This window comes from Halalkalibacter wakoensis JCM 9140 (assembly GCF_000513095.1).
Taxonomy (GTDB): domain Bacteria; phylum Bacillota; class Bacilli; order Bacillales; family Bacillaceae_D; genus Halalkalibacter; species Halalkalibacter wakoensis.
In genome coordinates this window covers 55,411-81,783 of sequence record NZ_BAUT01000005.1, presented here as the reverse complement: position 1 = coordinate 81,783, position 26,373 = coordinate 55,411, and the positions used below count along the sequence as shown (strand labels likewise).

Below are 26,373 nucleotides of genomic sequence, written 5' to 3'. Positions count from 1 at the left end.
GGCGTTAGTAGATAGGCGTAATCAGCCACTTGGTGGTAGCATAATCTGAATGAAGAACATCATCCCTTAGGAAGTCAGAACGAGTAACTTTTACCTCGATAATCCGGACTTCTTTTCTCTTAAGATTGATGCCGACTGCATCTGCCTTAAATCGTTTCCTATGCACAAAAAGTTTTACTTCATTTGCACATAAATCAGTCATTTTTCCTTTTAGCCAGTAGAGAGCTTGTGTCTTAAGGTGTTTGTGTGCCTTGCTTTCCATAATTCATTCCTTCCTGTTGTTATAACCATCCTAAAAGATAAAAAACATAAATGGCTAAAGTTAATGCGACCCCCACAATACAGACAAATAAGAGATTTTGTCTTACGATTGTTCTTGCAGGTTTATCCATAAGCTTAGCTGCCATAAGCACTTGACCTGAAAATGGTGACAGTTGAGTTGAGACGGTCCATGCAATTAATAGGACTAAAGCTAAATATTCTGGGCTTACACCAAATTGACTTGGTGATAAGGCACTTCCAATCCCTATCAAAATAATAACAGGATGGATGCCGATTTGCGCTAAAAGAGTCGTGAAGATAATTAAAAATACACTGATCAAAAATACGGAACCAAAGGAAATTTCAAATAATAATATCGATAAATGGTCCCCTATTTCCGTAAGTGTCATGGCCATGCCGAGAAAACCAGCACTAATAAAAACAGCTAGTTCATTTTTTAACCGTACAAAAGAAGACTCCATTTGTAAAATTACATCATGGAGATATTGTCCAAGGATGCGTGTGGATAGTGCCCAACAAAGTGGTAGGACAACCGCTAATAATGAAACAACGGTTAACATCTGTACGGGTAATACGTAATCGAACAAAAACGATAAAGAAATAAGAACGATACAAAATGCAATAAATTCATAAAGAGAAGAGGAGACTCGACTTTTTACATCGTTTTGCTTTCGTTCAATGACTGGGTCATCATCAAATGAGATTCTTTTAAACATTAAGATGCAGATTCCAATATATATACATGCTAGAAAAAGACCATAGCCTCCAATATCCAACCACGTAATGTCAAACAAAACCAATACGAGTCCAACATTTACAAAATAAGGTGACCAGAGCATAGAAGTGGCAAACCCGCGCATAATGGTTAAAGTCAAAACGTTATGTTGAAAATGAGAGAAGCTTTCATCAGCAATTCTTTTCACAATCGCCATAGATCCGAAATTTAAAAGTATGCTCATTGTTGCCGTTAAAAAGAAACTAAGTCGATAAGGGTGTTGACCAACTGTTTCTTGTCTTTCTTGTACTTTCTCTTTTAAAGCTGTCAAATATCCAGCTGTAGACATAAACGTACCAATAAGAGGAATGAGTAAAAACAAAGAAAGCAAATTGGCATTTTCGCCAAACCCTAGAAGAGCAAATTGCCAACTACTGTTTTCAACTACTAGCAAAATAGAACCGCTAAATAAGAGCAGAAGGACAATAATTCGATTGATTCGAGTTAAGTAAAATAAGGCAGCAAAAAGAAGGATAGCAGAAAACAAACTATATGTACTTTTTAAGAAGTTACTCGGTATAAACGATTCGATCAAGAACAAAAGTGTTGTCACATAGCAGAGAACTCCTAATATTCGCGTAAAAAATGGTTGTTGCGTAATATCCATCTCCTTTTTTACAAAACTGTAAAGAAATTCATTGTACCCTCTATTCTAAAATGATGAAAGAGGAACGTAAAGAAAAATGATGGGATTCGACAAAGATGAGTAATAAGACAGATTTTGATTTGATATGAATGAAAGATGGCAAAAGATTAGAAAGGAGAATGAGTTGATTTGGACATTTTTGAAGCGATATATACGAGAAGGACAATTGGACTTGTAAAAGAAGATCCAGTCCCAGATGAAAAAATCGAAAAAATTCTTGAGGCAGCTACGTACGCACCAAATCATTTTCGAACAGAGCCTTGGAGGTTTTTTGTACTAAGAGGGAACGCTAGAAATCGGTTAGGAGAAGTTTTTGCTGAAATCACGCAAGAAAACATGGAAGATGCAGCGTCAGAGGAAAATCAAAAAAAAATCAAACGAATCGAATCGAACCCACTTAGAGCTCCAGTTGTGATAGGTGTTGCCGTTGAACCGAGCTCAAAGAAGAACGTGATAGTTAAAGAGGAATATGCAGCTGTAAACAGTGCCATTCAAAACATGCTTCTAGCTGCACATGGCCTTGGGTTAGGGGCAATATGGAGAACAGGTCCGATCTGTTATGAGGAAAAAGTAAAACAGTTTTTTCAACTAACGGAAAAAGGAGAGTTACTAGCTTTTCTTTACATCGGTTATCCAAATATGAAAACGCCAAAAGTAAAAAAGACACCATTTCAAAATTATACAAAGTGGCTTGATTCGTAAAACGCACTTATCCTTCATTAAAAGCTAAAGCGTACTTTTGATGAAGGATAAACATCGTTAAATGAAGTAACGGAGTATATAATACGTTCCCCATAATGATTGAGCAAAAAAGAGAAATCCCCAAATAAAGGCTGGGATGTGGGTTAGTTTTTGCAATCCAGTAGCATCTCCTGCATTCCCCGAGCTTTTCATACTTAACAAAAAAACAGTCCATGATGCGAATACAGATTGCACTAGAATCACACTTGCCAATATGTATACAAGAACTTGTTTCATTGCTGAAAACTGAAAATGTATTAATAATCCGCAACCACCAACATAGAGCAATAACCAAAATACACCAAAAACGTTCCTTACCCATAATAATAAGTTTACTGTTGCTAGCCCTAGAAAAAAATAAAATAAAAAAAGCGTCTCTCCAGTTGAAATAAAATAAAAACTGAAGTAGGCAACGATCGTAGCAAATGTATATCCTGCATAAGAGACAAAAATGGAGCGAACCTTAGACTTAGAGGATGTGATTGCAAGCCCGTCAGTTGTTTTATATAAAGAAATGGCATACACCTTCCCGCTTGTTATGAGCGCTGCAAGAGCATGCCCGCTTTCATGGACTAACGTATGAATCGTTCCAAACATTGAACGAATGACTGGGACAAGGGAAATGAGTATAGCGACTATTAAATAAATGTACATTTCATTCAATTTTATCCCCCCTATGTTATCTATTTTATCCAAGCTGAATCATTCATAAAATAATACAAAGACACCGTATGAATAACAAGCAAAATAGACAAAAATAGGAAACATGTTATCCTAGTAATGTAACATTAATCCTTTTTTGGAGGCTTTATAATGAGTTATACCACTATCATTGTCTCATTGATCTTTAGTTTAAACACAGCCCTCGCAGCAATGATCATTTTCTTAGAACGAAGAAATGTAAGTTCTATTTGGATGTGGGTGCTAGTGTTAACGTTTTTACCATTAGTCGGTTTTTTCTTATACATTATATTTGGTCGTAATTTAAGTCGATCAAAGTTATTTAGATGGGATGAAAAGAGCTACCATTTATTAAAGAGAATGGTTACAGAACAATTAACCACATTTCGTGATAATCGAGTCAACATAGAAGATGCTGCGATCAACAAATATAAAGATTTTATTATTATGAATTTAACTCACAATGCGGCCCTTCTTACTCAAAATAACAAAGTTGATGTGTTTATCGATGGAAAAGAAAAGTTTCGGACATTATTAACGGATATAGAGCAAGCAGAGAAACATATACATATTTTATACTACATTATTCGCGACGATGAACTAGGCAACAAACTAGCAGATCTATTAGCAAAAAAAGCAAGCGAAGGCGTCTCGGTTCGGCTCCTTTTTGATGATTTGGGCTCTCGACAATTAAGCAAAACTTTTGTACAAAAAATTAAATCTGCTGGAGGAGAGGTAGAAGCTTTCTTCCCTTCTAGAATACCTCTCATTAACTTAACGATAAATTTTAGAAATCACCGGAAGCTGGCCATTATTGATGGAGAAATAGGCTACATTGGGGGATTTAATGTTGGTGATGAATATCTTGGTTTAAACGAAAGATTTGGTTACTGGCGAGATACACACTTACGAATTCTCGGTGATGCTGTAAATAATATTCAAACACGATTTATTCAAGATTGGAATCAAGCAGCAAAAAAGGAGTTATTAATTAACGAATTTAGAGTTCCATTTAAAAAGGAATATGGCCAGTATGGAATTCAAATAGTCTCGAGCGGTCCAGACTCTCAACTCGAGCAAATAAAAAAGGCATATATTAAAATGATTTTATCAGCAAAACGCTACGTTTATATTCAATCGCCCTATTTTATTCCGGATGAAAGTCTTTTGGACGCTTTGAAAATTGCTTGTTTTTCAGGTTTGGATGTTCGTATAATGATCCCGAATAAACCAGATCATCCTTTTGTATATTGGGCGACTTATTCGAATATCGGTGAATTACTTAAAATTGGTGCAAAAGTCTACATCTATGAAAATGGCTTTCTTCACTGTAAAACCATTGTCTCAGATGATGCGATTGGATCAGTTGGTACGGCTAATATTGATGTTCGAAGCTTCAGGCTTAATTTTGAAGTGAATGCCTTTTTGTATTCAGATAAGGAAGTGACAAAACTGACTGAAATCTTTCATACTGACATGGAACATTCGAGGGAATTAACGCTTGACCAGTACGAACAAAGATCATTAAAAATTCGATTTAAAGAATCAGTTTCAAGATTACTTTCTCCTATTCTTTAAAATAGGAGTTTAATCGATTTTACAAGTAACAATCTATGTGAAAAGAGCCTTAAATACGAATAGAACTGTAAGGGAGGTGCTCTTACATGTTTCTAAAGCCTTTTGAAACGAAACAGATGCTAGAAGCCATTTTAGGTAGTATTGATGAAGCGATTCATGTCGTCAATGCCGAGGGAATTACGATTTATTACAATGATGTTGCTGCAAAGAACGACGGTACAACGATTGAAGATGTCCTAGGTAAACATGTATTAGACGTATTCCCTTCTCTTAACAAAGAATCTAGTACTTTGCTTAAAGTAATAAAAAGTGGAAATCCGATTATTCAACAATCGCAAACATATAAAAACATTAAAGGACAATTAATTGATACGGTTAACACAACATTACCGATTAAAGTCGGGGAACAACTAATTGGGGCGGTCGAGATCGCTAAAGATTTAACGACGGTAAGAAACCTTTCCCAATCCTTGATGGACCTTCAAGCAAAAGTTCATCACCAAAAGTCAAAACCAGTTGCCATTCATGGAACAAAGTATGGCTTGGATGACATTGTTACCAACAACGATGACATGATAAAAGTAAAGGAACTTGCAAGAAAAGCAGCGTCGACGTCTTCACCCGTTCTGATCTTTGGTGAAACAGGTACTGGAAAAGAATTGCTCATCCAAGCGATACATCAAGCATCAAGAAGAAGAGATCAACCGTTTATTGCTCAAAATTGTGCAACCTTGCCTTCATCATTATTAGAAAGTACGTTGTTTGGAACGAAGAAAGGCAGTTTTACTGGTGCTGTTGATCGAGTTGGTTTATTCGAGCTGGCCCACACTGGTACCCTTTTTTTGGATGAAATCAATACAATGTCGCTTGAGTTTCAAACAAAGCTTTTACGAGTTGTCGAAGATGGTATTATACGTCGTATAGGCGGAACAAACTCGTATGCAGTCGACGTACGAATGATTGTGGCGATGAATGAACACCCTTTAACTTGCATTGAAAAGAATCAATTACGAGCTGATTTATATTATCGCTTCAATGTCTTTTTTATAGAAATTCCTCCACTTCGAAATCGACTAGACGATGTTCCTCTTTTAGCGGACCACTTTGTTAAAAAATATAACTTTTTATTTGGTAAATTGGTTTTGTCAATTGATCCACTAGTTATAAAGGTACTTCAAACACATAATTGGCCAGGAAATGTTCGAGAACTTGAGCACGCAATTGAATTTGCTATGAATATGGTGGAGGGAGATGTTTTGTTAGTGGAACACCTTCCTGTTTACTTAAAAGCAAAAAAAGAACGACAAAGCTATCGAGGAAACTCACTTAAAGCAACGTTAAAAGAGGTAGAAGTTTCGATGATCATACATGCTTTACAGCAGTGTAATTACAATGTGTTTCATGCTGCCCAATTATTAGATGTCCCTAGACAGACACTGCAATACAAGATAAAAAAGCACCAGATCTCTTTGAATCGATGAACGGAAAGGAGCATGAGTTATGCAACTTCCAGAAACAAAGACTTTAAAAGGATCCACCTATATGGCAACTGTATTTTTAGATTATTTTAATGAAAGATTACGCGTTGACCAATATCGTGGCAACATTGATGACATTATGACAAGAATTTCAACGATGGTCGCGGAACATTCATTTTCTAAAATTCTCTTTCATTCAAAACCAGAAGATTGGAAACAGTTGCTTTCTTATGGATTTGAACTAGAGGCCATTTTCGAGGCGTATAACAATGGTCATGACCAATATACGATGGCGTTGTACAAAACAGTTGAGCGAAGAACGAGTGTTCATTGGATTAAGGAAGATGAAATATTACGATCAGTTTATCAAAAAGGGAGGACGGTTGAACAAAAGAGCGCACCAGATCAATATAAATTTAGAAAGGCAACCAAATCGGATGCAACAAAGCTTGCGATGCTATATGATCACGTGTTTGACATTTATCCAACGCCTATGAATGATCCAGAGTATATAAAAAAAGTGATGAAGAATGGATCCATTTTTTATATTGTTGAGTACAATCAAGACATTGTTAGTGCGGCTTCAGCTGACGTAAATAAGACTGATCATAATGCTGAAATGACTGATTGTGCCACTCTTCCAGAACATAGAAAGTTTGGCTTGATGAAGAAATTACTTGTAAAATTAGAAGAAGAATTACGCAATGATCATATTTATTGTGCTTTTTCCATTGCCCGTTCATTATCATTTGGCATGAACGCAGCTTTTTTTCAACTTGGGTATCATTATAAGGGAAGACTTAGAAACAATTGTTATATTTATGACAAGTTAGAAGATATGAATGTATGGGTCAAGGACTTGTCAAGTTCGTAAGCCTATTTAATTAACGAGCGATGCTTTTTAATAAGCATCGCTTTCTTTTTAGTAAAAGGAGAGCCTGTGTAACATTTATAAATTATTCTGAATAAGAAGATGAAAAGCTTGAATGGAACATATATAATGATATTACATTATAAAAACCGCGAAAAATGAATAAGGATGTCAAATATGAAATTACTAGATTCTTCTCTGTTTTCAACTTTGGATATAACAGAGGAAAAGCAAAAGCTGTTAAAGGACTATCTATTCCATGAGAATGTACAACGATGTAAGTTGTTTGCTAAACTTGTAATTCTTTTTGAAATGATTTTAATTGCATTGAATGTGCTTGCCACATACTCCTCGAATACAAGTTTTATTAATCCGTATCTTATTTTCTACATCACTTTGGTTGTCTTTAGTTTTCTATTGCTATTTTATATTTTTCTATTTGAAAAAAAAGAGAGATTAACAGAAAAAGAGGGAAAATGGTTTCAAGCGGGTGTATTAGGATTTGTTTCTTTCTTTTTACTATGGGGGACAGTAGTTACCCTTTGGGATCAGAAAGAATACGGGCATGTAATGGTATTTGCTATTAATTTTATGTGTGTATCCGTTTTGTTTCATGCTTCAAACCGAACGATCCTCACATTGTACTCATTGCCAACTATCGTTCTGGTAATTGGTTTACCGTTTTTTCAATCTTCCACTGAGGTCTTATTCGGACATTACGTTAATCTATTAGTATTTTTGTTCTTTTGTTGGCTTGCTTCGAGAATGTTATACCGAAGTCATGTGAGTGCTTTTTATAGCAAAATGCTCTTAATGGAAAAAAATAAAGAGTTAGCGAAGAAAATAGAAGAAAATGAAAAAATAAATAATCAATTGCAACAAGCCAATGTGAGCTTACACCAATTAACATTAATAGACGAATTAACTAAAATACCAAATCGAAGAGGCTTTCAATCCTATATTAATAATGCGTTACATGATGATAAACGTTCACGAACCTTAGCTATCCTTATGCTTGATATAGATTATTTTAAGTTGTTTAATGATCATTATGGGCATATAGAAGGGGATCATGTTATTCAAATGGTCGCACAGAACATTCATGCATGTATCGATCCAGCCGTAAGCTTTAGTGCTCGTTTTGGTGGGGAAGAATTTGTTGTAGCTATTTTTGATCAAGAGAAACGAGATGTAGTAGAGTTAGGGGGAAAAATAAGAAACTCAGTGCTTAAAAGTAGGATTGCCCACAACTTTTCTCTATGTCATGATGTTGTTACAGTTAGCATAGGGGCTGCTATTGCATGTGTACAATCAGTCGAAGATGTTGAACAATTAATGATAGCAGCTGATGAAACTCTGTATAAAGCAAAACAAAATGGGCGAAACCGGTTTGAAGTAAGCTGAAAATTAGCTTTAGTACGTACATTAGCACCGACCATACCTAGACTTGATTGCAGTGGAGTGAAAGGTTAATGGGGTTAAGTAACCTTATGTAGGAAACAGGTGAGTTTGAAATGCGAGAGGTGAATAGAAACATGTTAAAAAGTCCATGAGTCATTACAGATCGTGTTGTGTACAACACAAAGGATACACGAGTTATTACAAACCTAAGTCAACTAAGTGGAACAAAGAAGAAAACCGTCGTATTAACCTTTGATGACGGTCCTAGTAAACATCTTGATGACTTCTTAGATGTTTTAAAGGAAGAGCAAGTGCCAGCTGTGTTTTTTTGGGAAGCTCGTATGCTTCACCATAAAAGACCTTGGAAACGTGCGTTACAAGAAGGGCATATCATTGGATCGCATGCGAACAGGCATCGCAACTTAGTAAAATTAAGTACGGAACAACAAAGGGCACAGATCGAGACAAGCATCCGCACAATTGAGCATGTAACGAAACAACCAGTACGTTTTTTTCGACCGCCATTCGGTCAGTACAATGAGCATACATTGGAAATAACTTCAAGCTTAAATTTACAGACGGTCATGTGGAGTGTCACTTCATTTGATTGGGAATTAAAGACTCAGCCTAATCAAATCGTTCATAATGTAGTTGAACATCTTGATGATGGGGCTATTATTTTGCTGCATGAACGCATTCAGACTCTTGAGGTTTTACCTTTACTCATTAGGAGTATAAGGAAGAAAGGGTTTTCTTTTAGTGTATTTTAAATATCCAGATAAAAAGGTTGTCTAAGAAGGGTTTTCACCCTTTTTGGATAACCTTTTTTGTTAAGCAAGCATTTTCCTCAGTGGTACTGATCTTCTTCCGCAGCCATTGCCTCTGCTTTCGTTTGGTGAACGGTTCCATATGGATGTTCTGGTGGGGCATAGATAGAATAAAGTTTGATTGGCTTATTACCAGTATTGGTTAAATTGTGCCATTTACCAGCAGGCACAAAAATGGAATAATCATCAAAGACTTCTGCTTGGAAATCTAGTTGGTCTTTGTGATCGCCCATTTGCACGAGTCCTTGGCCCTCTTCAATACGGAGAAATTGATCTAGATGCGGATGGACCTCTAAGCCTATATCTTCATTTATATTTATACTCATTAAAGTCAATTGTAAATGCTCACCTGTCCATAAGGCAGTTCGAAATGTGTTGTTTTGTTTTGTAGCTTTCTCTATATCGATCACAAAAGGCTCGGATCCATAGTCCATCAGCTGACGAGTTTCATCTTCTAGGATTGAGTTTAACTTGGAGATATTTATCTGTTCCCCTTGTAACGCCCATAAAAATACATTTTGCATGTAACGATCTTCTGTTTGCGAATAATATCTATGATATTCTTCATAATCTTCTACTTCTCCTTTATAAGCACTTTGCAATCCTTCGTAGTAGCCAAGAATAGGGATATTATTAACTCGATACTCAGGTTGCCTTCCGCAAAAATACATATAAAGGTTAGTAAATTGTTTTAGATGAGCTTTTCGTACTTCTAGTGCTTGAAGAATATCCTTTTTGTGTTGCTGATTTGGTGCGACATTAGCTAATTGTCTATAAAGGTTAATTGCTGAAGCTTCTCTTTGGATACTAGAAAAAATCTGTTCCAATTGTTGATTTTGTCTATTGCCAGGATGATTTCCACTACTACGGTTAGTATGTTCAGGGTGTGTACTTAATTTAGGCACATGATGATACATGTTGTTCATTCCTTTCAACTTTTATGAAATTATCATATGCCTAGTGTTTTTAGAATGTACTCAACCTAAAGTTGTAGAGCAAGCCTATTATTCTAGTTGAACTCCTGCCTATTCACTTAGCAAAAGTCACGCTATAGCAATGGTAGATGAACGAATACCTTTTTATATGTAATTTATGACATATTTAGCCTTTCTCTATGTGTTATAATGGTTCCTACTAATCATAGACAAAAATGATAGGAATTATTTTTAATGATAACTTCATTCAAGTGAAAACCGTATAAAGGAGTGATAGCAATGAAAGCAGTTGTTCATGAAGGGAAAATAGGAACTGACGGTTTAAGCTATCGTGAAATGGAAGAGCTTCAGCCAAAAGCAGGGGAAGTAAGAGTGAAGTTAAAAACAGCTGGATTAAATCATCGTGATTTATTTGTGCTCCATCGGCACTCCTCTACCGAACCACCACTCATTATCGGTTCTGATGGAGCTGGTGTTATTGAATCAGTTGGTGAAGGGGTGCAACACGTTCAAGTTGGTGACCCTGTTATCGTAAATCCTGGGCTAGGGTGGGATCAAACAAGTGATGCACCTCCGGAAGGGTTTGAAATAATTGGGCATCCTTTTCATGGAACGTTTGCTGAATCCATTGTCGTTCCAGCAAAAAACATAGAAACAAAACCAGATTACTTAACTTGGGAAGAAGCAGGTGTATTGCCATTAGCAGCATTAACAGCTTATCGTGTTTTGTTTTCGAGAGGGAATATACAACCACATATGAAAGTGCTTATACCAGGGATTGGAAGTGGTGTTGCAACATTTCTATTACAATTTGCGAAAGCGGTAGGTGCTAACGTTTACGTAACTTCACGTTCTAAGGAGAAACGGGATAAAGCGATTGCTCTTGGCGCTGACTATGCCATTGATAGCCATGCAATTGATTGGAGTCTTGAGTTAGATGGAGAGAAAATGGACTTAGTGGTTGAATCAGTTGGTGCAGCAACATTTAACAAATCACTTAGTCAAGTTCGACCTGGTGGAACGATGGTAACATTTGGAGCATCCGCAGGAGATGAAATTCATATAAACATTCGCCAATTTTTTTACGGACAGTTAAACCTTCTGGGTTCGACCATGGGGAGCGCAGAGGAATTTAAGGAAATGCTTGAGTTCATCCAAGTCCATAAAATTCGTCCTGTTCTTGATCAAATGGTCCCATTAAGTCATTACGAAGAAGCGTTTCAACGACTTGAAGCAGCAGAGCAGTTAGGGAAAATTGGCTTTTTAATCAAATAGGGTGTAAATCAAAGATGCTGTCTTAGTAACGAAGACCCAATCAAAGACTTCAGTCTTTTACAGATTGAATAGGGTGAATCGTTATGAGGCGGCTTATTTCTTTTGTATAGAAAATTCTTGATCAGAAGCATCCTTTTTCTATTATCCACGTCTATAGTTATGACAAAAGAATAGGAGGGTGAAAAAATTGAACGATCACGAACTCATACGTGAGATTCTTTCAGGTGATCAGCAAGCTATTCAACAATTACATGATCGATATGTGGAACGGATTTTTCAATATATATACATACAGACGAATAGCTATCACGACACAGAGGAATTGCTGCAAGACGTTTTCTTTAAAGCTGCAAGTCAGCTTGATCGATTTGAAGGGAAAGCTTCTTTTAAAACATGGATTTTTAAAATTGCACGTAATACAGTTATTGATTATTATCGCAAACAAAACAAAGAACGACAGTCTATGGCCATAGAGCAAGGTTTTTTGGAAGAGCTTGGTGGAAAGGACGAGTCTGCTGAAGAAATCGCAGTGCGTCATATACATATGAATGAGGTTTTAGAAATCATTGATAAATTGCCTACTCACTATCGCAACGTTTTACATTTACGGTTTATTGAAGATTTTTCCATTAAAGAAACAGCTGACATTATGGGGAAATCCGTTCTTTCCGTTAAGTCGATACAACGACGAGCGCGAATGGCTTTATCAGAAAAAATGGAGCTGGAGGTGAGTAGCCGATGAGCCATAACCGTCATGATGATGAGCTTCGAACGATTCTTAAACAAAAACAAAAAGTGAAAATAAGTAAACAAGTTCGTGAAAAAAGCCTTCAATCATTTCAGGAAGGATTAAATCAATTGGATAAAGGCAGATCTTTAACTAGAAAGAAAAATCACAAAAAGCGTCGTTCACAATTGATCGGTGGAATCGCTACGCTCACTGCAGCTGGGATAGCAGGACTTTTAATTGCCAATACAAATTTTCTTGAAGATGAAGTAGTTCCAGCAAATCCAACAGATTACGAAGAGGAAATCAGGGGTGGGGAAACGGTCCAAATTCAGCAAAATGAAGAAGAGGATGCGTTATTAGAAGAAATATTTGATAGGCCTACATTTGATTATGATGACTTAAATGGTATGAGAACGAATAACATTTACAATGACACATTTTCTGTTTATTTACCTTCTGGTTGGTCCATTGAGGAGAGCCATGTAGAAGATGAGCACTTCATTCAGGTGACAGGGAATGAAGGTCAAACGATGAATTTGTCACTATTTGACGAGAGTGTAACAGAAGAGGTTTTAGAAGAGAGGAAGCAAGAAGCTCTGGCAGCTTTTGCCCACTTAAACCAAGTTGATGTTCCTCCTGATAGGCTAATCGAACATATGAGAATGAACTTCACCATTTCTTTTCCATATAAAGAGGTTTTTCCTTTTAGCATGGAGAGTACAGAGATGTTTGCCTTCTTTGATGAAGACGAAGGGAAATTCATCGAAATATATGTTTCTGAGTTATTTGGGCAATCGATGATTTATACGGCTCAATATCCTCTTCATACCAAAGAGAGTTGGACGGCATCTTGGCTTTTCTTTACTTATTTGGGTACTGTAGGAGAGTCCTATACTTACGGTGAAGGAGAAAGGCACCCTGATTACGAACGACCAACCGAAAAGAAAGCACTTCTTCGAATAGGAGCGTTTGGTTATGAGGAGATACATTTAGAACTGTTTGAAATAGAAGAATTACGAATAACTAGTTATATACCTACCGACATCTCTGTTGAACAAATGGAGCATGATTATTTTACAGAATGGCGCTTTTTCAATCCGGAAGTATCGGAAAAAAGTTTTTATTCATTCGGAAAATTAAAAGAAGGATTTCCACTGGACCGAGGAAAAGAAATCATGTTTGAAACGTTTGGGATAGATCCTTCTTACCATGAAGATTTAGGCGGTGGAACTCCCCATCACTACGCTTATTACAGCGGAATGGATGATGCGTTTATTGATGGATCTATCGAGCTTTTTGAGCAGTCAGGAGAGTGGTATTATAAACATAAGCATGCAGATCGAGAAGATTATAACGGTGGGGTGTTTATGCAAAGACTACAGCTTTTTATTGATTCGCTGGAATGGCATTAATTTGTTAAATCACTGCTGAAAATTAGTCAGTGCCAGTTTTTTAGCATTCCATTAAAAATACTAGTTAATAGGAAATGACTTTATTAAGCTGCCTAAAAATAGGCAGCTTTTTTTGTTGTCTTTATAAAACATTAAGATATTTTAGTGCAATTCAAGTTGGCATAACAATTGCATTGTATAAGGTAAGCAAATGTTAGGAGGGTTTATGAATGAAAATGGATTTATATAAACCAAGTCGCCATTGGAAAGACATTGAATTGTGGAAAGATGTAAAGCAGGAACAGTGGGATGATTGGATTTGGCAGCTCACGAATACGATTCGTACGTTAGATGACTTGAAAAAAGTCATCAATCTGACTCCTGAAGAAGTAGAAGGCGTCAGGATCTCGACCAAAACCATTCCTTTAAATATAACACCTTATTATGCATCACTGATGAACCCAGATGACCCAAGATGTCCAATACGAATGCAATCTGTTCCAATAGATGCCGAAATCAATAAAACGAAACATGACTTAGAAGATCCTTTAGAGGAAGATGAAGACTCACCAGTTCCAGGATTAACTCATCGCTATCCTGATCGAGTATTATTTTTAGTCACAAATCAATGTTCGATGTATTGTCGTTACTGTACAAGGCGACGGTTCTCAGGACAAATTGGCATGGGCGTCCCCAAAAAACAATTAGACGCAGCGATTGAATATATTCAAAACACCCCAAATGTACGGGATGTTCTTTTATCTGGCGGTGATGGCCTATTAATTAATGACAAAGTATTAGAATATATATTAAAAAACTTACGAAACATTCCTCATGTTGAAATTATACGAATTGGAACAAGAGCACCGGTCGTTTTTCCACAACGAATTACAGAAAACTTATGTAACATTTTAAAAAAGTATCATCCAGTTTGGTTAAACACACATTTTAATACGTCTGTTGAGATAACGGCAGAATCAAAGAAAGCTTGTGAGATGCTCGTTAATTCGGGAGTACCTGTCGGAAATCAAGCAGTCATTTTGGCCGGAATTAACGATAGCTTGCCGATTATGAAAAAGTTAAATCATGATTTAGTAAAAATGAGAGTAAGACCTTACTACATTTATCAATGTGATTTATCAGAAGGAATAGGTCATTTCCGTGCACCTATTTCAAAGGGGATTGAGATCATTGAAGGGTTACGCGGTCATACATCTGGTTATAGTGTACCAACGTCGTTTCTTATTGAGAGTACCACAATAAAATCAACATGAAATTTCTCAAGTAGAAGGGAATGGATGGAACGTGGCAACTTTAGGAGAGATCAGACATGTGGCAATGTATCTTCGTATTTCACAAGATAAAAAATTGGAAAACTTTGAAACGTTGGTTAATCATCGAACTTTGTTAGAATCTTTTGCCTGTAAGAATGGTTTTACTTTTGAAACTTATGAGGAGGTTCTCTCCGGAGGCTCGTCTGAACTAGGGAAACGACCACAATTGCAGAGATTACTTAATGAAATCGAAACATTTGATGCGATCCTCGTCGTTGAACTATCGCGCTTATCAAGGAATGGATTAATCTCTGAAACTGTTCTTCAATATTGCAAAGATTATGATAAACCGATTATTACACCAGAAAAAGTCTATGATCTAGCAAACAATGATCATGATGTTCTTACGTTTCGATTTGGAGCGCTTATTGCTTCCCAGGAGCATGCTCTTATAGGGAAGCGATCGAAGAACAATAAAATTCAGATGGCTAGAGCCGGTTTATACATTTCAGGAAGTCCTCCGTTTGGATACGTGCGAAACCCCAAAACAAAAAAGCTGGAAATTAAGGAAGAAGAAGCGGAAACGATTCGTTACATTTTCACTCTTCATTCTCAAGGGTTAGGTAGCTTCAAAATAAGAGACATTCTCAATGCAGAAGGGTATAAGTCAGCTACAGGGAAATATTTCAATTTATCGTCTATTAAACGAATCATTAAAAACCCAGTATATAAGGGGTGGACGGTTTTTCATGATCGAAAAAAAGTGAAGAAAGAATGGCAAGTTTATCTATGAAACATTAGAGAAAATAGTATGTAAAGAAACGCACCCAGCAATTATAGAAGAAGAAATTTGGGATGAAATAAATAAAGACAGAAATGAGCGCGCGATAAAATCAACTTTTTTCCGTGAGAAACCAGCGAATAAAATGGGTGTAACACTTTTAAAAGATTTGCTTTATTGTTCTTTATGCGGAAAGAAAATGACAACACAAAAAAGCAATAATGGCAACATGTATACGCTAAAAAAGTGTGAGTACTTAAATGAAAAAGGGAAGAAATGTGGAAATGCTGGTATTAAGCTAGAGTATGTCGAGAAGCACGTGATTCTTCATCTCCAAACGTTTAAAGAGGAAATCATGGAAGCGATAAAAGCACTAGATGAAAAGAAGTTCGCTACAAATGACAAAGATTGCATTCACCGACTTAACAGGATAGAAAATAAAATCAAAGAAGTAAAAGATGAAAAGAAAAATCTAATTGATCTAGCAGTGGCAGGGATTTTTACGCATAAAGAGGTAAGGGAAAAGAAGCAGGAATTAGAAGATTTACTTTTGTATCTTCAGCGAGAACATAAAAATCTTAAAGATGAAATTAACGATAAAAAGGCAAAGACTTCGGATGCTCAAATTTGTGGAGTACTTTCTAAAATGAGCCTTAGTAACATAAAAGATCACTCGGATCTATTAAATGAAACGCTGAAATTGGTCATTAAAAAAATTTATTATTCAAGGAAGATGCCAACTGATGTTTCAAATAAATCAACACGTAATCCAGAAAGACGAAATTACCCTTTTCAATTAGTAATTGAATATTATTAATTAGTAGACTTAAGGTGACGCGGGTATGAGTTGAATGAAGGACATTGTAAAAATTCTGGTATGTAATATAATAGAGATTCACTTTATAAGCTAGTTTTTGCTAAACAAAAATTAGCTTGTTTCATTTTTAAAGGTTGAACCTGTCACCTTTCCGAACAATTTGAACATAAGAATGATAAAGTAGTACATCTCAACAATAAAAGTAGGAGGGAAGAAGCTTGAAACTTACTTATTTACTTTTAGCTTTGTTGTTCCTAGTTGGCTGTAACAATGAAGAGTTAACGGAAAACCCGAATATAGAAGGTCATATTCATGGTATGGATGAAAGAGAGTTCTTTATAATGGTTGATGATTTACTAACTGAAGAAGAGCGGCAATCATTTGTTTCGCCAAAAGAGATTGAGGCTTATCGAATAACTTTTGATGAGGAGGTACCTTTTTATGACGAGAATGGCAATGAAGTTACGTGGCAAGAAAGCTATCCGTCTCTTAGTGCTAACGTCTGGGTAAAAGGTGACTTTCAATCAGAAATAACGAAACTTGAAAAGGATGATCCATATGCGAACTTACCAGTCTATAAAGCTGGTAAAGTCGAGATACGTTCCTTTCATGACATCACGTTCGAAGAGGTTATTTCACGTTATACTTCTGATAAAGAAGGATCATATTGCGTGTATGTTTTTATGGAAGATGATGTTACGAGCAAAGAGGGAAATGTTATTCAAGCTGATATTCATGAGATTGCAAATTTAACGGCACATGCAAGTTACATCAAATGTTTAGGCTTTACAACTTTTTCAAATGATTCGGCTATTGACTATCAAGAAATATTAACAATCAACCATCCAACGGAATTTTTCGTGTTTGATCATAAAGGTATTGTTTTTCAATCAGGTGAAATAAATGAATTGGAACAATACTTGCGTCAGTTTGAGTGGTATAAGGGGAGAGAGGATAAAGAATGATTACGAAACAAGAAATTCGAGAATCAACATGGAAGTATCTATCAGAAAATAAATTAGGGAGATTCCCTTTTCCCTTACAAAACCGTATCCCGAATTTTAAAGGTGCAGAAAAAGCTGCTCAATTTGTAACGTTGATGCCAGAGTACAAGGAAGCAAATGTCATTAAGGTTAATCCTGATGCTCCACAACTACCGCTTAGAACCCAAATCATTAAGGATAGAAAAGTATTACTTGTACCGACACCAAGACTAAAAGCGGGGTTTATTATGATAAGGCCAGAATGGGTTCCAATTGGAGAAGAAAAAAAGGCAGCTAGTCTTTCTCATATGAAAACTTACGGCAAAGAAATTGCCCTTTCGGATCTTCCGCCAATCGATCTGTTCGTCGCTGGTTCTGTTGCTCTGCATAAAGATGGTAGAAGGGTCGGGAAAGGTGAGGGCTATGCAGATAGAGAATATGCGATTATTCGTGAACTTGGGAATCCTGATGTTCCAGTAATAGGTACAGTCCATAGTGCTCAATTAACAGATGCTGAGCTACCAAAAGATCCATTTGATTTAACCGTTGATTGGATTGCAACTGAACATGAACTGATAAAGACAAATTCTACATATGAGAAGCCTAATGGAATTCAGTGGGATCTTGTAACGGAAAAAGAACTGGAGGAAATGCCTGTATTAAGGGAAATATGGGAGCTTACAAGAAGAAAAGAATAATCAGGTGGAAAAGGAGTTCTTACTAGAAGGTAAGTTCTCCTTTTTTGCTGAGTCCGAATATCGTTCACATAATAGTATGAGGACTAGCAAATTTATCTCGCGTTTTGAATATGAATTTAAGAAACATTGAATAAGGGTGATTTCATGAAAAAGACATCTAAGGAACATCGTTTTAATTCAGAACCACCTTGTCAGATAAAAGAGGTCAATAAGCCTAATCTAGAAAGAATGGCAAAAGCATTTTTGAGGATCTTAAAAAAAATTAAAGCTCAATAAGGCAATTTAATTGCAAATTTACTACTGACCTTGTTGTGCTAATAAGGTATTTAATTTCTTGTTCATCTTATAAACATATCTTATTAATATACCACTATATAGGGTCGTAGCAACGGCACTACCAATTGTAATGTAAAGCATAACAAGGAACCTTTTTTTGAATTCAGTTAACATCGTTTGTCCACCACCTTTTTGGTATACCTTTATTTTCTCTTCTTTTTTGTATTTCATTACAGAAAACAAAGAAGTAATCTTATTTTATTTTTTAAGAATAGGTAAATGATTCAAGCAAGGTTAAGCCATAAGGTTTACCTTGCTTGAATTTATTATTGAATAAAAATAGAGTTTAAACGAAAAATAATCTTACATGGTTAGTTATAAATGGGTTCGTACATATCAATCTGGAAAGGGTCAACATTATGAGCTATCGACAATATTGGGATGAAATTTATCAAACAACTGATGAGGTAAACGCACTAATCCATGCATTTTGGAGTGAATATTCCCATATGGGAACATGGCAATTTTGGGTGTCTCTTTCATTTCTAATTTTGCCTTTGGTCCTTTTGGTTTTCACAGTAGATCGTAAACGTATTTTTGAGGTTTTCTTTTTCGGCTATACCGTACATATGTTATGGACTTATACGAGTCTTCCGTTAGAAAGATATGGTTATTTTACTCATACATATTTTATAACGCCCCTTTTACCTTTTGCATTAAATGTGACTTCTTCTGCCCTCCCAGTTGGGTTTCTATTGCTGTATCAATATTGCACAAACAATAAAAAGAATTTCTATTTATTTACCCTTCTGTTAAGTGCGATTTTTGCCTTCGGATTTGCTACATTTGAAGAATTTCTCGGGTTGGTTGAATTTAGAAAAGGTACAAATCAACTTCATTTATTTCTAATCGATGTCATCATTGCCTACATGGCTTACTGGTTTACAAAAATTTTATTAAAGGTCAAGAGTCAAGTTGACTAGAAAGCTTATGGATTAATTTCCGTAAGCTTTTTTTGAATGCTTCATTTAAGAAATGACGTACCCACGTTTGTAGTAGATGCACCAGGAGGTGGCGGTAAAATAACCCTCCAACCGAACTATATGATTTCACAAAGTCCAGAAAAAGTGGTACTCCGCAATTTTGAGGGTGTTATAACCACTTATCCGGAACCAAAAGGATATGTTCCAGGCAGAGCTGATGATTATTTCAGTCAAGTTTATCAAAATTATCAAGAAAAGCAGTCCAACACAGGGATTTCTTCTCTATTAAACGATGAAAAGAACAATCTTGTTCCTCATTCGTTAGACCGGTATATTCGTCGCTCATCCTTCCAAGAAAAAGTGGGACACATAACTTTAAAAGACAAAAGAGTAAAGCGCGATGAATTAAAAGAAAAGAAATATCAAGCTGAAATGAAAAAATATACGACAGATCCTACTTCAGATGATACGAAAGGAGTGTAGTAAATGGTATGCGCATGGTGTGGACAGCATGAAGCAAAGGAAGTCTCTTGCACCGTTTACTGGGAGTTGCCTGATGGAACCAGCGCTATTGAAATTACAAAAACACCAGGAGTAAAATGCAAAAGCTGTGGAATGGAATATCAAACGGATGAAATCATTGAACAAATAGAAGATCAATTGCTCCTCATCGATACAAATAAGTTAGAAAAATCAGTCCGGTTTGCAGAGTTAATGAACATGAAAAGGTTATTAAAATACAATTATTTTCGCTTTTAAATGAAAAGGCTGTTTTCGTAATGAATGGTTGCTGAAAGGTTGATTTTAGTAAAGTGCAATGGAACAAATGGAGCATGAAACATGTGCCTGATCAAGACAAAGTTTGCGAAAACAGCCTATGTAAAAGAAAGAGGAGTGTTTATGAAACATGTGCATTCATTACTAATTAAACCGCTGATGGGTGAATATTATCCAACCGTTGTTCGGGCAAGAGGGGTCTATATTTATGATGAACAAAATAAAAGGTATCTTGATGGATCATCAGGCGCGGTCACTGCTAGTCTAGGTCACGCAATTCCTGAACTCATAGAGGCAATGTATGAACAATCACAAAAGGTTTCTTTTGTCTATCGGTCTCAATTTACTTCTAATCCAGCTGAGAAGCTAGCACTAAAACTTAGTGAATGGTTAGATGCGAAAGAGGAATATTATTCGTTTTTTGTTAACAGTGGTTCTGAAGCAACTGAAACGGCGATGAAAATGGCCATTCAGCATTTTCAAGAGAAAGGATATAGAGGGAAAAACAAAATTCTTTCTAGGTGGGTTAGTTATCACGGAATTACTTTAGGAGCGTTATCTATGTCTGGCCATGTGAAAAGGCGAGAACGTTTCGTACCCTTACTTGAAGATAGTCCAACGCTTCCTGCCCCCAACTGTTTTCATTGTTCGTTCAATAAGACGTATCCAACCTGTAAGCTTGCTTGTGCAAGTGAGCTCGAAACAGCAATTAAGCGAGTAGGAAAGGAACATATTGCAGCTTTTATTGCTGAACCAATTGTTGGAGCAGCTGGAGGAGTCCTTATCCCACCTGCTGGCTATTATCAAGAAATTAAAAAAATTTGCCAAGAAAATGAGATCTTATTTATTGCCGATGAAGTGATGACGGGCCTTGGTAGAACAGGGAAGATGTTTGCTCTTGATCATTGGGATGTTAAACCAGATATCCTCACATTAGGGAAAGGATTGAGTGCGGGATATTCACCAATTGCAGCTACACTTGCTAGTGAGAACGTAATGTTGCCGATCCTTAATGGATCAAAGTCCATTATGAGCGGGCACACTTTTAGTGCTAATCCTCAGTCTGCTGCAATTGCATTAGCTGTACTCAATTACATTGAAAAAGGAAATTTAGTTGAGCGTGTTCGAATAATGGGCGATTATCTCCTGACGCGATTAAAAGAAATAGAGAATCAATTCCCTTTAATAGAAAATGTTCGAGGAAAAGGACTTTTAATTGGAATTGAATTCCAAACCTGTTCGCACGGAAATCTAACACAACTTGTTGTAAACATAGCAAAAGAAAAGGGGTTGCTGCTCTACCAGCCTCTGCAGGGAGAGAGGGAATAGATGGAGATGCGATTATTGTATCTCCACCATTTACCATTACTAAGGATGAAATCGATGAATTGATTAAGCTTTTAACTATTACGTTACAAGAAGTTCAAGATCAATGGAGTGGTGATCAATAATGAAAAAACATCCATTTAATAAAGTGAAAAACATTGAAGAAGTCATCTCTTTTATTGAAGATGGATGTACGTTAATGTTTGGTGGATTTGGAGGAGTAGGAAGTCCACCAACACTAATTAAGGCATTGCTCGAACACGATGTGAAAAACGTAACGTTAATTGGTAATGATGCTGGATTTCCGACAATTGGTATTGGTAAGTTTATTAGTCAGAAAAGAGCAAAAAAATTAGTCGCTTCTCATATTGGTTCAAACCCTATCGCAGGGAAGCTAATGGTTAATGGTGAACTTGAAGTTGAATTCTCACCACAAGGGACACTAGCTGAGCGGATCCGAGCAGGTGGAGTCGGATTAGGTGGAGTCTTAACAGATATTGGGTTAGATAGTATTGTGGAGGAAGGAAAAGAGAAAGTTGAAGTCGGTGGTAAAACGTTTATTGTTGAGCCTGCTCTTACAGCAGATGTTTCCATTGTCCACGCAAAAAAAGCAGATGTGTTCGGTAATTTATTATATGATTCTAGTGCTCGTAATACGAATCCACTAGTTGCAATGGCTGGAACTATTACAATAGCAGAAGTCGAAGAAATTGTTCCTCTTGGTAAGCTGAACCCGAATGACATCATTACCCCAGGCATTTTTGTCGATGTTGTCATTAAAAGCAAAGGAGTCGATTGGAAATGGGCGTGGGAATGAACGTGCGTGAGAAAATGGCCAGACGAGCTGCTCTGGAAATACAAGATGGAATGATCGTAAATCTAGGAATCGGTATCCCTTCTCTTGTTGCTAACTATATACAAGATGATTGTCGAGTGATGTTTCATGCTGAGAATGGAATATTAGGTATTGGGAAAGCGCCTGAGGACGGAACAGAGGATCCTTCGTTATGTAATGCAGCTGGGTTTCCGGTAACAACTGTTTTAGGAGCTTCTTATTTTGATAGTGCAACAGCTTTTGGAATGATTCGTTCTGGCTCCATTGACGTTACCATTTTAGGTGGGCTAGAAGTTAGTGAGCAAGGAGATCTCGCTAACTGGATTGTTCCTAAAAAGCGTGTACCAGGTATAGGTGGGGCAATGGAGCTTGCGAAGAAAGCCAAAAAAGTAATTGTAGTTATGAATCACACGAATAAAAACGGCGATCCAAAAATCGTAAAAAAATGCAGCCTCCCACTTACAGCAAAAAAATGCGTTGATCTTATTATTACAGATCTTGCAGTGATAGAGGTAACGCAACAAGGTTTAATGCTAAAAGAGGTAATGCAACCTTACAACACTGTAGATGTAATAAAAGCAACAGGCGCTCCTCTTTTCATGTCAGATGAGGTAAAAAGATTTCTTTGAAAGGAAGGTGCAGATGGTGATGAAACACGAAGGATTAAAGGTTCATATTTCAAAATGGCTTCATATTGAACGGGAAAGTGGGATCGCGTTACTTCAAAAGTTGGTGCAAGCAGATAGTACACAAGGGAACGAGAAAAACGCACAAGCAATCATCATCGAAGAGTTAACAAAAATGGGATTAGATATAGATGTTTGGGACCCGGATGGTAATCAGTTGAAGGTACATCCCCACTTTGCATCTTCAAGGCATGACTTTCATGGAAGTCCAAATGTCGTAGGAGTTTTAAAAGGGAAAGGAGGAGGACGATCGGTCATTTTGAATGGACATATTGATGTTGTCCCAGCAGGAGATAGGGAGCAGTGGGATTATGAACCGTTTAGTGGAATGGTCGTAGATGACAAGATGTATGGACGTGGAGTAACAGATATGAAAGGTGGAAATGTATCTCTCCTACTTGCTATTCAGGCCATTCAGTCACTTCCAATTACGTTAAAAGGAGACATTATTTTTGAAAGTGTAATAGAAGAGGAAAGTGGCGGTGCAGGGACATTAGCTAGTATATTAAGAGGGTATAAAGCAGACGCTGCTATTGTACCGGAACCTACAAGTATGAAGATTTTTCCAAAACAACAAGGATCTATGTGGTTTCGCTTGTTCGTCAAAGGTCGTTCAGCTCATGGAGGAACAAGGTATGAAGGGGTTAGTGCCATTGACAAAAGTTTGCTAGTCCTTAAGCATATTGAAAAATTAGAAACAAAACGCAACCAATTAATCAACGATCCATTGTATAGCAATGTAAAGATCCCGATCCCAATCAATGTAGGTAAAATTGAAGGTGGAAATTGGCCTTCATCTGTAGCAGATTTGGTCACAATAGAAGGGAGAATAGGAGTCTCACCAGGTGAGACATTAGAAGAAGCGAAAAAGCAATTAGAAGAGTGGTTAATGAAATTAGCAGACAAAGATCCATGGTTCCAACAATTCCCAGTCAAATTAGAATGGTTTGGAGCAAGGTGGGTTCCTGGATCTGTTGATCCTGATCATCCCCTTGTAGAGTTATTGTCAAAAAATTATGTTCAAGTCGTAAAAAAAGAACCGGTTATTGAAGCATCACCGTGGGGAACGGACGGGGGATTGCTCACTGAAATCGGGAAAACACCTTCCGTCATCTTTGGTCCTGGCTTAACCGAACAAGCGCATTTTCCTAATGAATACATTCAAATAGATCAAGTCTTTCAGGCGGCAGAAATTATTGCTTGTACACTGCTTGATTGGTGTGAGTTTGAGCTACAGTAGAAAAATAATAAGTTGATGAGAGGTGTCTAAGAGGGCAATAGAAAAGGTTGATTTTTATCTTTTTATTGTATATTAAGCGGAACAACTAACACTGCTTTAGGCATCTTGTTTTATAGAATACTAAGTAAAGGAACAGAAAAACCTGTACATGTAATTGTACAGGTTTTTCTGTGTTAACTTTTGTTTTTCCATACTTCAAACATAGCATGAATAAATTCAATTCCTTGATATAGAAAAATGCTAAGTGCACTAATAGAAAAGACGGCCAATGTTATTAAACGTAACCAAAACATATACTCTCCTCCCTTCCCTTTAAGTTTGAGGAAAGAGTTCGCTTTGAAAGTAATTAGACATATAGAAAACAGCCAGTAAAAAATTCATATCTGCTTTTTGTATACTGTTCCAAGCAATAATCAGGTTCGATAATGTGAGAAAAATAGAGTCTGGTAAAAGAAGTGGAAGTGCTCCACTAACAGATTTTGTTTCAAACGGATCACAAGGGAGCTCATTTGTTCCTGCTCCGATATTAGGTGCAGTAAGTTCAATGAGTGCAGTTGATGGTGAGGAAGCTAAAAACAAGCAAACTAGACTTGTTATCATTAGTGTAAAAAGTTTATACATGACCTCACCTCTTTAAATTAGTGAAATCATAGCACGCCAGTTTACATTCGAGAATAGGGAAAAATAACTATATTCATAGAAAAGGCATGTTTTATTTTTTCTGGACATATATAAATGATGTGGGACGAACTATGAGAGGAGAAATGGCATGTCGGATCTTGTGAAAATACTCGTATTTTCCCTTTTTCTAAGTATTTTATGGGTGATACCACGATTTGATTTAATCCTTTCATGGATTACAAGTCATATTTGGCAATTCGTGTTAATTGGAGCAGTCATCATTTCTTGCTTCCTTATATTTAATAAAATCATTTCAAAAAGAGCTCAAAAAGTACAACAAGGTCAATTGGAAACAGAGAAATCAGAAGGGTAAACAAATGAACGAGGGAGAATTTCTAAAGAAATTTATACTTAATGACTTCTGTTATGATTATTTAATCATAGCAGTTTTTTTATGAAGTTTGGAAGGTACAAGCCCTGTATGTGAACTAATATGTGGAAATAAGAGAAGCATTTCGTTAAGATAAAGAGAAAACATCAATGGAAGGAGGGATTTGCTGTGGAAGGGGTCAGAGTTTTTCATGTTGATGCGTTTACAACGACGGCTTTTGGCGGGAATCCTGCTGGTGTCGTTCCAAATGCAGAAGGGTTAAACAAAAAAGAGATGCAACTGATTGCGAAAGAATTGAACTTGTCGGAGACGGCTTTTTTGACAACGTCCTCTTCATCACAAGCTGATTATCAAATACAATTCTTTACTCCAACAAAAGAAATTGACTTTTGTGGTCATGCAACAGTTGGTGCTGCGTGGGTTCTTGGTACTATGTATCAGCTAGCTACAAAAAAAGATCAAGTTGTTTTTGAAACAAATATCGGAATCGTACCCGTTCAGTTTATGGTAGAAAATGACAACTTGCATTCAGTACTAATGACACAAGTAGAACCGAGTGTGAAAACAATCTCTACGGATCTTACTGAATTAGTGCGTTATGTAGGAATAAAAGAGAGTGATATTGACAGTCAATACCCAGTTAGACTTGGATATACCGGGAATTGGCATTTACTCATCCCTGTTAAATCGAGAAATGCAGTTGATGAGGCTTCACCAAAGCTAGATCTGTTAAAAGAACATAATGAACGTCACCACATTAGTACTACACATCTTTTTACTTTTGACTGTGAAGAGGAAAATTGTTTGGTATATACAAGAGACTTTGCTCCGGCTTTTGGCATTAATGAAGACCCTGTGACAGGGTCAGCAAATGGTGCTTTATCGGGGTACTTTATATTAGAGGGAATTTTAGATGTAAGCAAAGACCATCATTTTCAAATTGCACAAGGACATTCAATGGGACGGCCTGGATTCTTACAAGTTATCATTAAAGTAGGTAACGATAGACCCGTTATTCAAGTTGGGGGAAGTGCGGTCATAACCATTGCTGGAAATTTACTTGCTCGGCGATAA

26 protein-coding genes and 3 pseudogenes are annotated in these 26,373 nt (G+C 36.7%); 23 read left to right on the top strand and 6 right to left on the bottom strand.

Going from position 1 to position 26,373, the window contains the following annotated elements; genetic code table 11:
* Positions 1-4 precede the first annotated feature (4 nt).
* Both JCM9140_RS03980 and JCM9140_RS03975 read right to left on the bottom strand, forming a co-directional pair.
* Positions 5-262 (bottom strand): hypothetical protein, encoded by a 258-nt coding sequence (locus JCM9140_RS03980; RefSeq protein ID WP_034742645.1) that lies wholly within the window; start codon positions 260-262, stop codon positions 5-7.
* Between the two features lie 19 nt (positions 263-281).
* On the bottom strand, positions 282-1,610 hold the full coding sequence (locus tag JCM9140_RS03975; protein ID WP_034742642.1) for a hypothetical protein: 1,329 nt from the start codon (positions 1,608-1,610) through the stop codon (positions 282-284).
* Between the two features lie 222 nt (positions 1,611-1,832).
* On the opposite strand from JCM9140_RS03975, the gene JCM9140_RS03970 reads away from it, so the two are divergent.
* Positions 1,833-2,405: a nitroreductase family protein gene (locus JCM9140_RS03970; protein ID WP_034742639.1), complete on the top strand. Its 573-nt coding sequence runs from the start codon at positions 1,833-1,835 to the stop codon at positions 2,403-2,405.
* A 57-nt stretch (positions 2,406-2,462) separates the two neighbouring features.
* Here the strand turns inward: JCM9140_RS03970 and JCM9140_RS03965 are convergent, their stop codons facing one another.
* Positions 2,463-3,098 carry a M50 family metallopeptidase gene (locus JCM9140_RS03965; RefSeq protein ID WP_235715272.1) on the bottom strand — a complete coding sequence of 212 codons (636 nt, stop codon included), beginning with the start codon at positions 3,096-3,098 and terminating at the stop codon, positions 2,463-2,465.
* Positions 3,099-3,257: 159 nt separating this feature from the next.
* Here JCM9140_RS03965 and cls point away from each other — a divergent pair, with 159 nt between their 5' ends.
* The 5 genes from cls (at position 3,258) to JCM9140_RS03940 (ending at position 9,223) form a co-directional block, all read left to right on the top strand.
* On the top strand, positions 3,258-4,703 hold the full coding sequence (gene cls, locus JCM9140_RS03960; protein ID WP_034742633.1) for a cardiolipin synthase: 1,446 nt from the start codon (positions 3,258-3,260) through the stop codon (positions 4,701-4,703).
* 86 nt (positions 4,704-4,789) lie between these two features.
* Positions 4,790-6,184, top strand: coding sequence for a sigma-54 interaction domain-containing protein (locus JCM9140_RS03955; RefSeq protein ID WP_034742631.1), 1,395 nt, complete (start codon positions 4,790-4,792; stop codon positions 6,182-6,184).
* A gap of 19 nt (positions 6,185-6,203) precedes the next feature.
* Positions 6,204-7,055, top strand: coding sequence for a putative beta-lysine N-acetyltransferase (ablB, locus tag JCM9140_RS03950; protein WP_034742629.1), 852 nt, complete (start codon positions 6,204-6,206; stop codon positions 7,053-7,055).
* Positions 7,056-7,229: 174 nt separating this feature from the next.
* A complete protein-coding gene (locus JCM9140_RS22305) occupies positions 7,230-8,456 on the top strand; it encodes a GGDEF domain-containing protein (protein WP_052002047.1) in 1,227 nt (408 codons plus the stop codon).
* Between the two features lie 167 nt (positions 8,457-8,623).
* The gene (locus tag JCM9140_RS03940; RefSeq protein ID WP_034742626.1) at positions 8,624-9,223 is read left to right on the top strand and encodes a polysaccharide deacetylase family protein; all 600 of its coding nucleotides are present in this window, start codon (positions 8,624-8,626) and stop codon (positions 9,221-9,223) included.
* Positions 9,224-9,300: 77 nt separating this feature from the next.
* Here the strand turns inward: JCM9140_RS03940 and JCM9140_RS03935 are convergent, their stop codons facing one another.
* A complete protein-coding gene (locus tag JCM9140_RS03935) occupies positions 9,301-10,197 on the bottom strand; it encodes a cupin domain-containing protein (RefSeq protein WP_034742623.1) in 897 nt (298 codons plus the stop codon).
* Positions 10,198-10,494: 297 nt separating this feature from the next.
* Between JCM9140_RS03935 and JCM9140_RS03930 the strand changes: the two genes are divergently transcribed.
* From JCM9140_RS03930 to JCM9140_RS03900, 8 genes and pseudogenes are all read left to right on the top strand, one after another.
* Entirely contained in the window at positions 10,495-11,490 is a 996-nt protein-coding gene (locus tag JCM9140_RS03930) for a zinc-binding dehydrogenase (RefSeq protein WP_034742620.1), read from the top strand.
* A 187-nt stretch (positions 11,491-11,677) separates the two neighbouring features.
* Positions 11,678-12,232 carry an RNA polymerase sigma factor gene (locus JCM9140_RS03925; RefSeq protein WP_034742619.1) on the top strand — a complete coding sequence of 185 codons (555 nt, stop codon included), beginning with the start codon at positions 11,678-11,680 and terminating at the stop codon, positions 12,230-12,232.
* Positions 12,229-13,632 carry a hypothetical protein gene (locus JCM9140_RS03920; protein ID WP_034742616.1) on the top strand — a complete coding sequence of 468 codons (1,404 nt, stop codon included), beginning with the start codon at positions 12,229-12,231 and terminating at the stop codon, positions 13,630-13,632. The genes JCM9140_RS03925 and JCM9140_RS03920 overlap by 4 nt, the downstream gene beginning before the upstream one ends.
* Before the next feature lie 209 nt (positions 13,633-13,841).
* Positions 13,842-14,864: pseudogene (gene kamA, locus JCM9140_RS03915) on the top strand (lysine 2,3-aminomutase); the annotation flags it as partial.
* Between the two features lie 85 nt (positions 14,865-14,949).
* On the top strand, positions 14,950-15,678 hold the full coding sequence (locus JCM9140_RS24345) for a recombinase family protein (RefSeq protein ID WP_235715271.1): 729 nt from the start codon (positions 14,950-14,952) through the stop codon (positions 15,676-15,678).
* Between the two features lie 187 nt (positions 15,679-15,865).
* Complete coding sequence (locus JCM9140_RS24340; protein WP_235715269.1) at positions 15,866-16,483, top strand: hypothetical protein; 618 nt, start codon at positions 15,866-15,868, stop codon at positions 16,481-16,483.
* A gap of 218 nt (positions 16,484-16,701) precedes the next feature.
* Complete coding sequence (locus JCM9140_RS03905) at positions 16,702-17,448, top strand: hypothetical protein (protein ID WP_034742614.1); 747 nt, start codon at positions 16,702-16,704, stop codon at positions 17,446-17,448.
* Positions 17,445-18,164: a 5-formyltetrahydrofolate cyclo-ligase gene (locus JCM9140_RS03900; protein ID WP_034742612.1), complete on the top strand. Its 720-nt coding sequence runs from the start codon at positions 17,445-17,447 to the stop codon at positions 18,162-18,164. The genes JCM9140_RS03905 and JCM9140_RS03900 overlap by 4 nt, the downstream gene beginning before the upstream one ends.
* Before the next feature lie 297 nt (positions 18,165-18,461).
* On the opposite strand, the gene JCM9140_RS23550 is transcribed toward JCM9140_RS03900, so the two are convergent.
* Positions 18,462-18,683, bottom strand: coding sequence for a hypothetical protein (locus JCM9140_RS23550; protein ID WP_162232185.1), 222 nt, complete (start codon positions 18,681-18,683; stop codon positions 18,462-18,464).
* Between the two features lie 176 nt (positions 18,684-18,859).
* Between JCM9140_RS23550 and JCM9140_RS03895 the strand changes: the two genes are divergently transcribed.
* The 7 genes and pseudogenes from JCM9140_RS03895 to JCM9140_RS03865 all read left to right on the top strand — a co-directional run bounded on the left by JCM9140_RS03895 (position 18,860) and on the right by JCM9140_RS03865 (position 24,287).
* Entirely contained in the window at positions 18,860-19,423 is a 564-nt protein-coding gene (locus JCM9140_RS03895; protein WP_034742610.1) for a hypothetical protein, read from the top strand.
* A gap of 57 nt (positions 19,424-19,480) precedes the next feature.
* Positions 19,481-19,906 (top strand): annotated as a pseudogene (locus JCM9140_RS03890) (lysine 2,3-aminomutase); the annotation flags it as partial.
* A gap of 3 nt (positions 19,907-19,909) precedes the next feature.
* On the top strand, positions 19,910-20,182 hold the full coding sequence (locus JCM9140_RS03885; protein WP_034742605.1) for a YokU family protein: 273 nt from the start codon (positions 19,910-19,912) through the stop codon (positions 20,180-20,182).
* Between the two features lie 150 nt (positions 20,183-20,332).
* Positions 20,333-21,651 (top strand): annotated as a pseudogene (locus JCM9140_RS03880) (aspartate aminotransferase family protein).
* On the top strand, positions 21,651-22,343 hold the full coding sequence (locus tag JCM9140_RS03875) for a CoA transferase subunit A (protein WP_034742602.1): 693 nt from the start codon (positions 21,651-21,653) through the stop codon (positions 22,341-22,343). Before JCM9140_RS03880 ends, JCM9140_RS03875 begins: the two are co-directional and overlap by 1 nt.
* Positions 22,328-22,990 carry a 3-oxoacid CoA-transferase subunit B gene (locus JCM9140_RS03870; protein WP_034742598.1) on the top strand — a complete coding sequence of 221 codons (663 nt, stop codon included), beginning with the start codon at positions 22,328-22,330 and terminating at the stop codon, positions 22,988-22,990. The genes JCM9140_RS03875 and JCM9140_RS03870 overlap by 16 nt, the downstream gene beginning before the upstream one ends.
* A 19-nt stretch (positions 22,991-23,009) precedes the next feature.
* Positions 23,010-24,287, top strand: a complete 1,278-nt coding sequence (locus JCM9140_RS03865; RefSeq protein WP_034742778.1) for a peptidase — start codon at positions 23,010-23,012, stop codon at positions 24,285-24,287.
* A 312-nt stretch (positions 24,288-24,599) separates the two neighbouring features.
* Here the strand turns inward: JCM9140_RS03865 and JCM9140_RS03860 are convergent, their stop codons facing one another.
* Positions 24,600-24,908 carry a hypothetical protein gene (locus tag JCM9140_RS03860; RefSeq protein WP_034742595.1) on the bottom strand — a complete coding sequence of 103 codons (309 nt, stop codon included), beginning with the start codon at positions 24,906-24,908 and terminating at the stop codon, positions 24,600-24,602.
* 148 nt (positions 24,909-25,056) lie between these two features.
* Here JCM9140_RS03860 and JCM9140_RS03855 point away from each other — a divergent pair, with 148 nt between their 5' ends.
* Positions 25,057-25,281, top strand: a complete 225-nt coding sequence (locus JCM9140_RS03855; protein WP_034742592.1) for a hypothetical protein — start codon at positions 25,057-25,059, stop codon at positions 25,279-25,281.
* Between the two features lie 186 nt (positions 25,282-25,467).
* Positions 25,468-26,373 carry a PhzF family phenazine biosynthesis protein gene (locus JCM9140_RS03850; RefSeq protein WP_034742588.1) on the top strand — a complete coding sequence of 302 codons (906 nt, stop codon included), beginning with the start codon at positions 25,468-25,470 and terminating at the stop codon, positions 26,371-26,373.

Bases quoted from the DNA above. Each gene is read 5' to 3' on its own strand.
- JCM9140_RS03955 (WP_034742631.1), top strand. From the start codon at position 4,790: ATGTTTCTAAAGCCTTTTGAAACGAAACAGATGCTAGAAGCCATTTTA.
- JCM9140_RS03875 (WP_034742602.1), top strand. From the start codon at position 21,651: ATGAAAAAACATCCATTTAATAAAGTGAAAAACATTGAAGAAGTCATC.
- JCM9140_RS03885 (WP_034742605.1), top strand. From the start codon at position 19,910: ATGGTATGCGCATGGTGTGGACAGCATGAAGCAAAGGAAGTCTCTTGC.
- JCM9140_RS03865 (WP_034742778.1), top strand. From the start codon at position 23,010: ATGAAACACGAAGGATTAAAGGTTCATATTTCAAAATGGCTTCATATT.
- JCM9140_RS03965 (WP_235715272.1), bottom strand. From the start codon at position 3,098: ATGTACATTTATTTAATAGTCGCTATACTCATTTCCCTTGTCCCAGTC.
- JCM9140_RS03930 (WP_034742620.1), top strand. From the start codon at position 10,495: ATGAAAGCAGTTGTTCATGAAGGGAAAATAGGAACTGACGGTTTAAGC.
- JCM9140_RS22305 (WP_052002047.1), top strand. From the start codon at position 7,230: ATGAAATTACTAGATTCTTCTCTGTTTTCAACTTTGGATATAACAGAG.
- JCM9140_RS03900 (WP_034742612.1), top strand. From the start codon at position 17,445: ATGATTACGAAACAAGAAATTCGAGAATCAACATGGAAGTATCTATCA.
- ablB (WP_034742629.1), top strand. From the start codon at position 6,204: ATGCAACTTCCAGAAACAAAGACTTTAAAAGGATCCACCTATATGGCA.
- JCM9140_RS03895 (WP_034742610.1), top strand. From the start codon at position 18,860: ATGAGCTATCGACAATATTGGGATGAAATTTATCAAACAACTGATGAG.
- JCM9140_RS03855 (WP_034742592.1), top strand. From the start codon at position 25,057: ATGTCGGATCTTGTGAAAATACTCGTATTTTCCCTTTTTCTAAGTATT.
- JCM9140_RS03860 (WP_034742595.1), bottom strand. From the start codon at position 24,908: ATGTATAAACTTTTTACACTAATGATAACAAGTCTAGTTTGCTTGTTT.
- JCM9140_RS03980 (WP_034742645.1), bottom strand. From the start codon at position 262: ATGGAAAGCAAGGCACACAAACACCTTAAGACACAAGCTCTCTACTGG.
- cls (WP_034742633.1), top strand. From the start codon at position 3,258: ATGAGTTATACCACTATCATTGTCTCATTGATCTTTAGTTTAAACACA.
- JCM9140_RS24345 (WP_235715271.1), top strand. From the start codon at position 14,950: ATGTATCTTCGTATTTCACAAGATAAAAAATTGGAAAACTTTGAAACG.
- JCM9140_RS03935 (WP_034742623.1), bottom strand. From the start codon at position 10,197: ATGTATCATCATGTGCCTAAATTAAGTACACACCCTGAACATACTAAC.
- JCM9140_RS03920 (WP_034742616.1), top strand. From the start codon at position 12,229: ATGAGCCATAACCGTCATGATGATGAGCTTCGAACGATTCTTAAACAA.
- JCM9140_RS24340 (WP_235715269.1), top strand. From the start codon at position 15,866: ATGACAACACAAAAAAGCAATAATGGCAACATGTATACGCTAAAAAAG.
- JCM9140_RS03870 (WP_034742598.1), top strand. From the start codon at position 22,328: ATGGGCGTGGGAATGAACGTGCGTGAGAAAATGGCCAGACGAGCTGCT.